Below are 13,202 nucleotides of genomic sequence, written 5' to 3' on the forward strand. Positions count from 1 at the left end.
TTATTCTTCCTCCAGATATATTTTATAGGGTGAAATGATAAACTGATCTAAAAGATTCAATTTTTCTGTGCCTGCATTTAGTTCTGCTTTAACTCTTTTCCCTGCCAGTTCAGCAAATTCTTCATTTTTCTCTGTCAGGCGTTTAAATAAGAGCAGGCGTTCATCTAAACCCGGGTATTCCTCAACCAGTCTTAATTTAATCTCAGTGATAATGAACATCATAAATAATTCCAGATTGATTTCCTGACTCAGCCAGCGTTCTTTTTCCGCAGGGGGCAGCTGATTAAGCTGATTTAAATTAAACTCTCCCTCTTCTTTTAACTCCCTAAAAACATCCTGCCAGAGATCTAAAATCAGCTCCCAGTCAAATTCCCGTTTGGGTGCTGCTTCTACCTCAAATTCTTCCAGCTCTGCTTCAGATTCTTCTAAATAACTGTAGAGCTGCTGTTCTGACCAGGCCCAATCTAAAGGAAAGATAAAGTCCTGAGCCGGAGAAAATAAGGGATTTAGCATTTCTTCCAGAAGCTCCATCCGGGGCAGCCCCTCCTGTAAGATGGTATTCTGCCAGAAATCTTTTTTGAAACTGAGCCGGGAAGTCTTCCAGAAAATATCGGGATTATCTCTGCGAATCTGCAGTTCTAAAGAAAGATTGGATATTGTAAGCTCAGCCAGCCTGTCGTGTAAAGATCGGGCCCGTTCCAGCTCTTCAAAAAGGAGCTCTCCTTCTTTTCGATTTACATTCTCAAAAGTATCCAGCCTGTCCCGCCAGACAAAAATATCATTAAAAACTTTTTTCTCGTCTTTAAACTGTTCTCTAACTTCAGCTTCTGTTCGCCGTTTACGCTCCTTATAGGCCGAAAATATGAGCCCCGGATTGCGCAAAATATCCTCCCGCCAGTCTTTTTCTTTTTTAATTAAATTGCGGACCCGGGCAATTAAGTTGCTGACACTACTTTTGGCTTCGGTAAAGTTACCATTTTTAATCAGCTGCAGGGTATAAAACTGCTCTAAATCAAAACCAAATTCCTCTAAAATTTCTCTGGTGATAAAAATAATCTCCTGAGCAGTTTCGGAGATCATATAGACTGTGCTCCCACCTTCCTGCCAGTTAGAGGCCTCACGGTCGGGTATTAAATACCGGTATTTAAATTCTCTGATCTCCCCGGCTTTTTCATCATAAATCCGGGCAGTAAAGTAAGACTGCTGTTTTGGATCTCCAGAGTAGAGAACTCCATCCACCAGTCTTTCAATTTCTTCTAAATTAAGCGGCAGCTGCATCTCTTTGACAATTGAGGTAGTCATTGAAATTAGATCACGTCTCTGCCGCTGACTGTTATTATTAATTTCCCGCTTAAAAACTTTAAGCAGCAGATAAAGTGCAATCTGATGGGAGTAGTCATTTAAAGCTCCCACATCCATCCCCTGCCCCAGCTGTGAAATCGCAGTTGTCTTTTTTAAACGCTCATGTAAACCTGTATTGGCTCTATCCATAAAAATCCTCTCCAGAATAATAATCTTTCATTAATATTTATTCTATTTTGACTGACTTCTTCCTGCTTTTTAAGCAAAATTATTGCAAAAACAGCTCTCAATTAAGAAAGCTGCTTCTAAAACTTAGATATTCTTATTTACATATTTAATATAATCCAGATAATATTTAACTAACTTATCAAGATTTTGATAAACCACTTTATCATTTACTTTCTCATATTCATGGACCAGGCGGTTTCTAATACCTGTGCTTGGAGCAATATCTCTGGCAAATTCTTCTGGTAAAATCTCCAGTTCAACTAATTCAAGAAATGAAGAATAATAATCCTGGGCTGGATAGTGATCTGATCTTTTTATCAAAACATTATTAACATCCAGAGCTAAATCAATAATTAGCTGAATTAAACGCTCAATCGCATATCGCTTAAGTTGATCATTCTTATATTCCTTATATGTTTCAGGTTTAAATTCTTCTAATTCACTAATGTATTCTTCCATTTTAATTAGTTTATTTACTATTATTTCGCTCATTAATTCCTCACCTCAAGCTTTTTTTTCAGAGTTTTTCTGCGATCATCGCGAAGAAACTTTGTATCTGCATAGATAGCAGCAGCATAAATACTGAACTCTTCAAATTTCTTTTGAGAACCATATAATAATCTACCCTTTTTGGCAATCTCTACTTTTAAGACTGGTTCAGCTTTGCTTAAGTTAACTAAATCAATGTCACCACGCTGATAAAACTTAGATAATTCGTTTAAAAGTTTCATTTCCTGCTGCTGTTCTAAATTATCTGAGCTTTTAAAAGCCAAATCCAGGTCACTTCCCGGCTTATTTATGTTTTCAGCATAGGAACCAAAGACAACAAACAATTCAATATTATATTTTTCAATAATAGCTGCTGGCACTTCTAAATCCATAGCATCACCCCATTTATTAAATTATACATCATTTAAAGTAATTTAAAAAGAAAAACAGCTCTCAATTAAGAAAGCTGCTTGTTTTTAATTATAAATTATTGATTTTTTCCCAGGCTTCTTTTTGAACTGGAATTCCTTTTTTGAGATTTTCTTTTCTCCGCAGATAGGTTCCTTCGCCCGGATAAGTTGGTTTTTTTTCGGGATCAACTCTCTCTGCCGAATGAACCGACTCAACAGTCTGTTCGATTGTCTCCTCATTTATTTTATTCTCCATATCAAAGACCAGAAAAAGCTGAGAAACAGCATGTTCTTTTTCTTTTTTACCAATTAAAAAAGTATTTAAGCCTCCGGAAAGTAGGGCAGAAAATAGATCAAGCATCATTGAGAGGCCGGAACCCTTCCAGTAACCGGCAGGCAGGGGCCGCATTGTCTCCAGAATTTCGCCCGGATCAGTGGTCAATTCTCCTTCTTGATTATAACCACCGGGATAAGGCAGCTCTTTATTTTTCATTTCATATTCGCCCAGAGTTCCATAGGCATACTGAGAAACCGCCATGTCTAAAACAATATGTTTTTCCTGGCGCGGAATTGCCATCACCAGTGGATTATTCCCCAGTTTTGACTCCTTAGCTCCCCAGGGTGGTAAATTTGGCAGGGTATTGGTAAAACAGATTGCACCACAGCCTGCCTCTGCTGCCTGCCAGCCGTAGGTGCCGCCCCGCATCCAGTGATTTGTGTTGCGCAGAGCCATTACTGCTACACCCTCTTTTTTTGCTTTAGCAATTGCTTTTTCCATTATCTGGTGGGCATTTAAAGCTCCTGGACCCAGATTGCCATCATAAATTTCAAGATTACCGTTGCTCTCAACTTTTTCCGGCTCTGCTTCGATATCGACATAGCCCTCATCAATCATCATTATAAACTCGGGAAACCTGTTAATCCCATGTGACTGAAAACCGTCCAGACTGCTGTCTGCAAAGATTTTAGCAGCAAGTTCCGCTTTTGCTTCTGTAAAACCTCTGTCCAGCAGAACTTCTAAAAATTTATCATATAATTTTTGATATTGAATTCTCATTTTGAAGCCTCCCTTACCTGAGCTTTTATAGATATTTTCCTTCAATCATTTTAAGCTCAGATTTCAGTTTTTCAATTTCGCGCTCCTTTAACTTTCCTATCGGTTCCCGGCTGTAAACTGGCTTAAAACCTCTAAACTCCACAGCTTTCTTATAATAAGCCAGATTACTGCCGCCTTTTAAGACCCTGCCAATTATAGTGGTAGCTTCCTGCATTTTACGGGCTGTTTTTAAGTCTCCTTCCTGCAGTGCCTGATAAAGTTTAACAAAAATCTCGGGGTAAACATTAGAATGCCCGGAAACTACAGCCTTAGCTCCATACAAAAAGGCTGGGTAGGCCAGTAAATCATTACCCATTATAATATCGAAATCATCCTGACTCTGATCGATTAAGGAATATAATCGCTCCAGATCTCCCATGCTGTTTTTGATTCCAATAATATTTTTTGTCTGACTCAGTGCTGCCACAGAATCTGGCAGCAGATCATTGGTCGTATAAGATGGTAAATTATAGAGATACAAATTCAATTCCGGAGCTGCCATCTCAGCAAGCTTCTGATAGTAATCTACCATCTGCTGCTGAGAAAAATGATAATAAAATGGAGTTACCGCTCCCAGGCCGGCAATATCTATGTTTTTAGCAAAGTCAATCATCTGCTCTGCATCATCCATTCTTAAATCTCCAACATGCATAAAAACTGGAATCCGGCCGGCAGTATGCTCAACAACAGTCCGGGCCACCGCTTTTCTCTCTTCTAAATCCATTAAAAATACTTCTGCAGCTGTTCCCAGTATGTAAAGTGAATCAACTCCGCTTTCAATTAAAAAGTCAAGATGTTCTTTTAGAAATTCAAAATCAATCTCTCCATTTTTTTTAAACGGTGTCATTAAAGCTGGTACAATTCCTTTTAGTCTCTTCATTTTAACACTTCCTTCTGAAATTTTTAGTTGAAAATGTTCTCTAATATAATGTAATTTATTCACTTTAAGCTCATTATAACATAAAAAGGAAGGAGATATGAACACCTCCCCTTCCTTTCGTTAAATATGCTTATATTTCAAATTATTTTAAGTCTTAACTGGACAGCCAGCCTCCATCAACCGGAACAATACTTCCATGTACATAATCAGAAGCTTTAGAAGCTAAGAAAATAGCTGCCCCTTTTAAATCATCATTCTGGCCCCAGCGTCCGGCCGGAATCCTGCTTAAAATACCGGCATTTCTTTCTTCATCTTCCCGCAGGGGAGCGGTATTATTGGTGGCTATATAACCGGGAGCAATGGCATTTACATTAATCCCTTTTGCCGCCAGTTCATTACAGAACGATTTTGTAATTCCTGCTACCGCATGCTTGCTGGCAGTATAGGATGGAACAAATTTACCACCCTGGTAGGATAACATAGAAGCTGTATTAATTACCTTACCTTTAATTTCATTTTCTACAAAATAATTTGCTGTTTTTTGAGTCAGTAAAAATAGATTTCTTAAATTAACTGTCATTACAGCATCCCAGTCGGCAGCCGAAAATTCTAGGATAGGATCGCGTCTAATTATACCAGCATTGTTAACCAGGATATCAATTCTGCCGTATTCAGCTAGAGCTGCTTCTATTATTTTATCTAAATTCTTTTCTTCCATTAAATCGGCCTGAATTCCCAGAAACTTCTGACCGGTTTTGCTTTCTACAGCTTTTTTTATCTCACTTAAATCACTGCGGGCAACTCCAGCTATATCAGCACCTGCTTCTGCCAGACCTTCGGCAACTGCATAGCCAATCCCCTTTTTACTAGAGCAGCCGGTAACAATAGCTACTTTACCTTCTAAATTAAATAAATCCATAATATCTCTCCCTTTAGATTTTTTGAGTTTCTTGAATATAAGTAATGTTTAGAATTACCAGGACTCAGGAAATATTTAAAGCCAGAATAATTTTTTTACTTTAAAACATCCATCGGCACATGGTCCATATCAGTAAAGGTCTGGTTCTCTCCAGCCATTCCCCAGATAAAGGTGTAATTTTTGGTACCTACACCGGAATGAATCGAATAGCTGGGACTAATTACGGCTTCTTTATTTCTGACCACAATATGTCTGGTTTCATCTGGTTCCCCAAACAAATGGAATAGTACATTATCAGCTTCAATATCAAAATAAAAATAAACTTCCATCCTGCGGTCATGAGTATGGCAGGGCATTGTATTCCAATTATTATTTTCTTTTATTTTGGTCATCCCCATTACTAACTGACAGCTCTGAACTCCTTCGGGATGAATATATTTATAGAGATCTCTTAAATTACATTTTTCTGCTTCTCCTAAATGCTCTGCCTGAATATCGCTTAAAGCTATTTTCTTATCTGGATATTTTTTGTGAGCCGGAGTACTGTTAAAATAAAAATTAGCTGCCTTTTCCCCGTTTTCACTTGTAAAAGAAATTTCTTTACTTCCCTTACCTAAATATAGACCTTCTCCAGATTCAAGGCTGTATTTTTCTCCATCAACTATCACCTGACCTGTGCCGCCAATATTAATTATACCCATTTCTCTTCTTTCCAAAAAGTAATTAGCTCCAATCTCTTTATCAAGCTCGATCTTAAGTTCTTTAGTTTTAGGAACTGCAGAGCCAACTACTATTCTATCAATATGGCTGTAAACAAGTTTAATCTCATCTTCCTTAAAAAGGTCATCGACTAAAAAATCATTTCTGAGTTCAGCTGTGGTCATTCTCTTAAAGTTTCTTGCATGTACCGGATATCTAACGTCCATAATATTCCTCCTATTATTTTTTGAGATTTAATTAAACAAATTTGGTAAAAAAGTTGTTAATGCTGGGATAAAGGTAACTAAAAGCACTACTAAAATCATACCCGGCCATAAGATCATGGTTGATTTAGCCGTTTTTTCCATTGTAGTTTTACCTACAGAACAGCCGACAAACAATCCTGTTCCAACCGGAGGTGTGGTTAAACCGATTCCTAAATTAAGTAATAGAACCACAGCAAAGGTTATAGAACTCATTCCCAGAGACTGGACCACAGGTAATAAAACAGGGGTCACAATAACTATTAGAGGTGCAACATCCATTACCATTCCCAGTAGAATAAGCAGAATGTTAATTAATAGAAAAATAATTATTCTATTTGTAGTCAGTGATAAAAAGAAATTGGTTACCAGAGCCGGCACCTGCAGGTAGGTAATGATCCAGCCAAATGCAGAAGCAGCACCAATCAGAAATAAAACAGTACAGATAGTTTTTACACTTTCTACTACTATTGGGAATAGATCTTTAAAAGTAATTTCTTTATAAATGAAAATTCCTAAAAATGCAGCATATAAAACCGCAATCGCTGAGGCCTCAGTTGCAGTAAAAATACCAAAAGCAATTCCCCCCACAATTATGACAGCGGCCAATAAACTTAGCAAACCATCTTTGGTTATCTGTATAGATTCCTTAAATGACGGTCTTTTTTCACGCGGATAATCTCTTTTGATTGCAATAAAATAACTGGTGATCATCAGGGATAAACCCACCATAATCCCCGGAATATAACCAGCCAAAAATAAATCTGCGATCGAAACTCCCCCTGCTGCCATTGCAAAAATTATCATATTATGGCTGGGCGGAATAATAATGCCCTGAGTTGAAGAGGCAACAGTAATCGCAGTAGCAAATTCGCGATCATAACCTTTTTCTACCATCATGGGAATCATAATTGGTCCGGTGGAAGAAATATCTGCAATTGCAGATCCAGAAACTCCACCAAAAAACATTGACTGCACACAATTTACCATAGCCAGTCCACCTTTAAACGGTCCAACTAAAATATAAGCAAAATCAACTATTCTTTTTGCTATTCCCCCTTTAGCCATTATTGAACCGGCCAGGACAAACAGGGGAATTGCTATCAAAGGAACAGATTGAACTCCTCGTGCAATTCTCTGGGCTACGATTAAGGGGGGAATCCCCATAGCTATGGCTGTTAACAAAGAGGATGTTGCCAGACAAAAAGCTATAGGAAGACCAATTACCAGAAAAAATGAGAATGTAGAAACTAAAACCCAGATTGGTTCCATAAATTACTACCTCCTATTTTTCATTTAAAATAATAAAGTCTAATTCGATTTATTAATTTTATAATAGCAAATAAAGCCATCAGGACTGCTGTCACAGGTATAATTGCATATGTAAAACCTATTGGAATTCTGAGAGCAGACAGAGTTCCCCCAGTATTGAGTGTCATAGTTAATCCATAGTTAAAAAATAGAATAGAGAAAATAGCAATAATCAAATCACTTAATACTCTAACCCAGATTGTTATTCCTGCAGGCAAACTCTCTACTACAAAATTCAAGCCAATATGACGATTATCCCAGACAGCTCCACTTGCTCCCAAAAAGACTATCAACATCATCATAATAACCGATAATTCCTGCAGCCAAAACACTCCTGTGTTTAAAACATATCTAAAAAATATCTGACAGCTAATCACAGTTGTTAATAAAATTATCATTACCGAAGTAAAATAAGTAAGATATCTTTCAATTTTATCTATCACTAAAACTAATCTATCCATTTTAATAATCCTTTCCTTTGAGTAATACGGCTATGATCCTCCCAGATCATAACCGTATTAATATTAAGATTATTATTAATAATTTACAATTGACTCTATTAACTCTTCTCCATTAGGAATCTGCTGGCCGTATTTCTCATAAATCGGAGTTACAACTTCCTGGAAATCCTCAATATTATCTACTTCATTAAAGATCATGCCTTCTTCTTTTAATTCTTTTTTAGCCTGACCTACATAATCTCCCCAGATACTTGACTGATAAATTGCAGTTGCTTCTGCAGCATCCATTATTGCCTCTTTTGTTTCTTCATCTAAGTCTGCAAAGAGATCATTTCTCATAATTAAAATATCAGGTATGGAAACATGACGGGTATAAGAATAATATTCAGCTACTTCCTGCATATTAAAGGTAATAACTGTAGGCTCATTATTTTCCCAGCCGTCAATTACTCCCTGCTGTAAAGCTACATAAACTTCGCCCTGACCCATTGGAACTGCTGTTGCTCCAAAAGCATTTATGGTTTCAATTAAAGGCTGACTTCCCATAACTCTAATCTGTAAACCTTCTAAATCTTCGGGCTTTCTAATCGGACGAACAGCATTGGTAACACTTCTAAATCCAGCGTCGAAGAAACTTAAGCCTTTAAATCCTTCTGCTTCTAAATCAGTCATTAATTCTTCCCCAATCGGACCTCTTAATACTGCATGCTGATGTTCAATATCTCTAAATATAAATGGCAAACTTAAAACCTGCAGGCTTTCGGAAAATTGTCCCAGAGGAGCAGAAGAAACCTTAGCCATATCAACTGTTCCCAGCTGTAATCCTTCTATATAATCCTGTTCTTCTCCCAGCTGGCCACCGGCAAAAATGGTAATTTCTACTTCGCCATCTGTATTCTAATTTACTCTTTTTGCAAAAAATTCTAAAGAACTATGAACTGGATGAGATTCTGGTAAAACTGATGCTAGAGACCACTCATAAGTTGCAGCAAAAGTCATCACAGTGTTGGCCATTAATAGGACAAAAACAAAAATGCTGATCAAAAATAATTTCTTAAATTTCATTTTATTCCTCCTAGGTTTTATTATTCTAATTAGTTTAATCTTAGTGCCTTTTAAATCCTGATCTCTCACCCTCCTTTCTCTAATCTTATTAGTTCCTATCTCAACTATATGTCAGGCCCTGAAGATAAGGGCAGATACCCGGTGCTCATTTTAGGTAATTGTAAAAATGAGAAAATATTTGTATATAAAATAATTTTCTGAAAATTTACAGGTTAAATAATTCTCTTCTGTATTTCATTTATCATAATAATTTTACCGAACAGAATTACATTTTTCATATATATGAAAAACTTTTCAATAAGCTGGCTAAAAAAATTTGTTTTTTTTTTAAGATAATTGATAGCCAAGTTTAAAAGAAATATTTAAGGCCTCATGATGGATCGTGTTAACTAAATTATCCCTATTCTTTTTAACCCTTTCAGTATCACCGGTTATTCCCAGGGCAGCAACCACATTCTTTTCTGCATTATAAACAGGAACCGCCAGACAGGTTGTCCCCAGAAAAACTTCTTCTCGGTCAACAGCATAACCATTATTCCTGATATCTTCTAATTCAGCTTCTAGTTGATCTCGCTCAGTTATTGTATTTAAGTTAAATGGCTTTAATTTAATATTATCTAACAATTTTTTTCTTTTCGCTTCCGGCTGAAAGGCAAGCAATACTTTACCGGCTGCTGGAGCATATAACGGAAGACTTAAGCCCACAGTTCCCCTTGTTTTTTTATTATTAGGGGTTTCTATTATTTCCAGAAAATATAAATTTTCTTCAAAGATAATTCCTAACTGAGAAGTCTCACCGGTTTCTCTGGTAAGTTCCCGCATGTACTGCATAGAAATATCTCTTAAATCACGAATGTACTTAACATTATTACCCAGTTTAAATAATTTAAAGCCAAGGCTGTATCTTTTTGTTGACTCATCTCTTTCAATCAACTGATAATCCTCTAATGTTTTTAAAATCTTATGGGAAGTTCCATTTGGAATTTTAAGATCTTTAGCAATATCAGACATATTCTTTTTCTCTTTTGTCTCTGCTAAATATTCAAGGACCTTAATTGATCTTTCAAGTGTAGATTCTTTGCTCTTAGCATTGTTTGGAATTAAAATCACCTCATTTTGAAATACTTTTCATATATATAAAATGTTTTTCAGCAAATTAATTATGACCCGCAGCATTAAATTTGTCAAGAAGTTTTTTGAATATTTTAATTTCATGCTGAAGTTCAATCATTTTAGGCTTTATATGGCTGGATACAGGAATTATAACGAAATTTGATTAATCTTAAAAGAAAAACAGCTCTCAATTAAGAAAGCTGCTCTTAAATTTCTTATTTTATTTTAAAAAAATATTCTCTAATAATTATTACAGTTTCCTGGTCGAATTCCTGACTATCAGTTCTGTATCAATTATTTCGGGCTCGACCTTCTCTTCCTGATTATTAATCAGCTCGATAACCATATTAGCTGCTTCTATCCCCATCTCTTCCTTTTTCTGACAGACTGTAGTCAGTGCTGGGTTTAAATACTGGCTAATTTCAATGTCGTCAAAACCAACAATAGAAAAATCGTCCGGCACTTTGAGACCAGCTTCTTTGATCGCCTGCATTGCTCCAACTGCTATTTCATCACCCTGACAGAAAATTGCTGTTGGTTTATCTTCTAATCGCAAAATTTCTTTCATCGCCTGATAGCCACCATCCACACTAAACCGACCCTGAATTACCCATTCATCTCTGATTTCTAAGTTCTGAGCTTTCATTTCAGCTTTATAACCGGCCAGTCTTTTTTGAGTTGGAACAGTTATTTCTTCACCCTCAATAGTAGCAATCTTTTGATGTCCCAGTTCTGTCAGATGCCTGACAGCTTTGCGAGCACCTTCTTCGTTATCCGAAATAATATAAGAGGCGCGCTCAGCAGACATATCAAGATCAATAAAAACTGAAGGAATTTTCGCATTCAAAAGTTCCGCTAATTTAGGATCGTCTTTGGGCATCCCCATTAAAATAGCCCCATCAACATTACGGAACTGACACTTTTCTAAATAACTAAACTGATCCTCCCAGTTAGCAGAAAATAAGATCATATCATAATTATTTTCCAGCAGCTTTTCTTCCAACCCCGATATAATACCTCTAAAAAACGGATGCTTAACTCCACTATCCTGGTGATCCTTAAAAAAGAGACCGACCAGAAAAGATTTATTTGTTCTTAAAGATTGTGCATTGGCATTTGGTCGATAGTTATTTTCTTCAATAATTTTTAAAACCTTTGCCTTTGTGACTTCCCCAATATCGTCATAACCATTCATTACCTTGGAGACAGTTGCTACTGAAACCCCTGCCTTTCTGGCAATATCCTTAATTGTCAGCATTCAAATCAACCCTTTTTTTTATTACATATATTTCCCCTATTATTATCCTGTCTTCTATTTTATCATTAATTTACTGCTACTTACAAGCATTTTGACTTTTTTGTCGAAAAACAAACTAAATTGATTTAGTAAATTCTTAAGCTATAATCAATTATGAAGATTTAATTTCCAATTCTTTAAAGTGATTTCGATAAAAACCCCGGTCTCGGCTCAATAGTAGATCTGCATTTTCTACTGCATGAGCTGCTATAATAAAATCTGCCATTATATGCTGTCTGGAAGTTATTTTACTGCCGCAATCTGAACAATAAAAAGTGTTTTTTGAACCACACTTACTGCATTCTAATTGACTATCTCGATTTTGATTATATTCTTTCCAGGCAGCCGCGGCAAACTGCAGTCCTTTTTTACCAATAGATTTAAGCTGTATATTTGAATCTTTCAGAAAACTATCCAATAAAGCTGGATTGTTAAAGTGAGCAGCAAGTTCTGCATAAACTATTTGAGAAATAATTAAATTCTGTGAACTGTAGTTTAAAATTAATTTTAGGGAACTGTCTTTATAGTCGGGATCAGCTAATAAAATATCAAATAGAATGTTTGTATCAACCGCAATCTGCATTACCCCTCAACTCCTCAACTAATTGATCACTTCTCTTATTCTCATTTAAAATTCCTACATAGTTTTTGATTTTATTCTGATCAACTTTTTTTTCAAAATAATAGCCCTGTTTACTCTCTTTAATTATTAACTGATCACCTTTATTCAAATTCAGTTTTTCCCGTAATTTTTTGGGGATTGTAATCTGGCCTTTGGAAGAGATTTTAACCTGATACATAAGCTCACCCTCTTATTTTTGAGTAAGAATAATATTCCTTACTTTTATTATACTACTATTTGAGTAAAAAATGCAATAAAAAATCGGCAGCAACCAGGATTAAACTTAACTGATCTGCTGCCGATTTGAATAAAACTATTTATTTATAAACTTCAATTCTCTCTGCTAAGGGTTCAAATTCCTTTTCGTCTGGCTCTTCTACCGGGTTGCCAAATGGCATTTGAGCCACAAGGCGCCACTCTTCCGACACCTCCCATTCAGCCTTCACATCTTCAACTATTAATTCTGTATAATGCTGAAGAGATGCACCAAGTCCTTCTGTCTCCAGCATTGTCCAGACATTATACTGCAGCATTCCACTGGAGTGCTGGGACCACTTCGGAAAATTTTCGCTGTAGAGGGGAAAACGCTGCTGCAGATCTTCCACTATTTCCATATCTTCAAAAAAGAGAACCGTCCCATAACCGCTCCGGAATCCATCAATTTTATCTTTAGTTGAGTCAAAATCTTCTTCCGGCACCACAGGGCGTAAATTGGATTCAACTATATTCCAGAACTTATTATGCTCCTCATCAAATAGAAGAATCACCCGTCCTGTCTGAGAATTAAAAGAAGTCGGTGTGTATTTAAGCGCATGTTCAACAACTTCTTCGACCTTTTTTTCCGGTACTATCTTTTTGTCATTTATATTATAATAGCTTCTTCTTTCTTTTGTTGCCTGATAAATATCTTTTGCCATTTTTAAAACCTCCATTTATTATTTAAGTTTTTATGTAAAAACCCCGGCTTTTAGGGCCAGGGCTTTTGAGAATATATTGGAAATCTATTTGCTTAAATTCAATTTAACATTGCAATTTAAGTTAGCTTTC

Annotated in this window: 15 protein-coding genes and 1 pseudogene; all 16 read right to left on the reverse strand. The window is 36.3% G+C overall.

Annotation, left to right across the window (positions count from 1 at the left end; all coding sequences use genetic code 11):
- The 16 genes and pseudogenes from C7958_RS01290 to C7958_RS01360 all read right to left on the reverse strand — a co-directional run bounded on the left by C7958_RS01290 (position 1) and on the right by C7958_RS01360 (position 13,072).
- On the reverse strand, positions 1–1,491 hold the full coding sequence (locus C7958_RS01290) for a hypothetical protein (RefSeq protein WP_111570851.1): 1,491 nt from the start codon (positions 1,489–1,491) through the stop codon (positions 1–3).
- A gap of 123 nt (positions 1,492–1,614) precedes the next feature.
- A complete protein-coding gene (hepT, locus tag C7958_RS01295) occupies positions 1,615–2,022 on the reverse strand; it encodes a type VII toxin-antitoxin system HepT family RNase toxin (RefSeq protein ID WP_111570852.1) in 408 nt (135 codons plus the stop codon).
- The gene (mntA, locus tag C7958_RS01300) at positions 2,022–2,411 is read right to left on the reverse strand and encodes a type VII toxin-antitoxin system MntA family adenylyltransferase antitoxin (protein ID WP_111570853.1); all 390 of its coding nucleotides are present in this window, start codon (positions 2,409–2,411) and stop codon (positions 2,022–2,024) included. The genes hepT and mntA overlap by 1 nt, the downstream gene beginning before the upstream one ends.
- Positions 2,412–2,499: 88 nt before the next feature.
- The gene (gene yiaK / locus C7958_RS01305; protein WP_111570854.1) at positions 2,500–3,486 is read right to left on the reverse strand and encodes a 3-dehydro-L-gulonate 2-dehydrogenase; all 987 of its coding nucleotides are present in this window, start codon (positions 3,484–3,486) and stop codon (positions 2,500–2,502) included.
- Positions 3,487–3,511: 25 nt separating this feature from the next.
- Positions 3,512–4,405 (reverse strand): dihydrodipicolinate synthase family protein, encoded by an 894-nt coding sequence (locus C7958_RS01310; protein ID WP_111570855.1) that lies wholly within the window; start codon positions 4,403–4,405, stop codon positions 3,512–3,514.
- 154 nt (positions 4,406–4,559) lie between these two features.
- Positions 4,560–5,324, reverse strand: a complete 765-nt coding sequence (kduD, locus tag C7958_RS01315) for a 2-dehydro-3-deoxy-D-gluconate 5-dehydrogenase KduD (RefSeq protein ID WP_111570856.1) — start codon at positions 5,322–5,324, stop codon at positions 4,560–4,562.
- A gap of 95 nt (positions 5,325–5,419) precedes the next feature.
- Positions 5,420–6,250: a 5-dehydro-4-deoxy-D-glucuronate isomerase gene (gene kduI / locus C7958_RS01320; protein ID WP_111570857.1), complete on the reverse strand. Its 831-nt coding sequence runs from the start codon at positions 6,248–6,250 to the stop codon at positions 5,420–5,422.
- 27 nt (positions 6,251–6,277) lie between these two features.
- The gene (locus tag C7958_RS01325) at positions 6,278–7,558 is read right to left on the reverse strand and encodes a TRAP transporter large permease (protein WP_111570858.1); all 1,281 of its coding nucleotides are present in this window, start codon (positions 7,556–7,558) and stop codon (positions 6,278–6,280) included.
- 20 nt (positions 7,559–7,578) lie between these two features.
- Positions 7,579–8,058 (reverse strand): TRAP transporter small permease, encoded by a 480-nt coding sequence (locus tag C7958_RS01330; protein WP_111570859.1) that lies wholly within the window; start codon positions 8,056–8,058, stop codon positions 7,579–7,581.
- Positions 8,059–8,133: 75 nt separating this feature from the next.
- A pseudogene (locus C7958_RS01335) lies at positions 8,134–8,943 on the reverse strand (TRAP transporter substrate-binding protein); the annotation flags it as partial.
- A gap of 12 nt (positions 8,944–8,955) precedes the next feature.
- Complete coding sequence (locus tag C7958_RS15565) at positions 8,956–9,123, reverse strand: hypothetical protein (RefSeq protein WP_166668449.1); 168 nt, start codon at positions 9,121–9,123, stop codon at positions 8,956–8,958.
- 327 nt (positions 9,124–9,450) lie between these two features.
- Positions 9,451–10,233 carry an IclR family transcriptional regulator gene (locus C7958_RS01340; RefSeq protein ID WP_111570861.1) on the reverse strand — a complete coding sequence of 261 codons (783 nt, stop codon included), beginning with the start codon at positions 10,231–10,233 and terminating at the stop codon, positions 9,451–9,453.
- Between the two features lie 253 nt (positions 10,234–10,486).
- Positions 10,487–11,494 carry a LacI family DNA-binding transcriptional regulator gene (locus C7958_RS01345; RefSeq protein ID WP_111570862.1) on the reverse strand — a complete coding sequence of 336 codons (1,008 nt, stop codon included), beginning with the start codon at positions 11,492–11,494 and terminating at the stop codon, positions 10,487–10,489.
- A gap of 151 nt (positions 11,495–11,645) precedes the next feature.
- The gene (locus C7958_RS01350) at positions 11,646–12,116 is read right to left on the reverse strand and encodes a type II toxin-antitoxin system VapC family toxin (RefSeq protein WP_111570863.1); all 471 of its coding nucleotides are present in this window, start codon (positions 12,114–12,116) and stop codon (positions 11,646–11,648) included.
- Positions 12,100–12,333, reverse strand: coding sequence for an AbrB/MazE/SpoVT family DNA-binding domain-containing protein (locus C7958_RS01355; protein ID WP_111570864.1), 234 nt, complete (start codon positions 12,331–12,333; stop codon positions 12,100–12,102). The genes C7958_RS01350 and C7958_RS01355 overlap by 17 nt, the downstream gene beginning before the upstream one ends.
- Positions 12,334–12,472: 139 nt before the next feature.
- Entirely contained in the window at positions 12,473–13,072 is a 600-nt protein-coding gene (locus tag C7958_RS01360; RefSeq protein ID WP_111570865.1) for a nitroreductase family protein, read from the reverse strand.
- Between the last annotated feature and the right edge of the window lie 130 nt (positions 13,073–13,202).

The organism is Halanaerobium saccharolyticum (assembly GCF_003259895.1).
Taxonomy (GTDB): domain Bacteria; phylum Bacillota; class Halanaerobiia; order Halanaerobiales; family Halanaerobiaceae; genus Halanaerobium; species Halanaerobium saccharolyticum_A.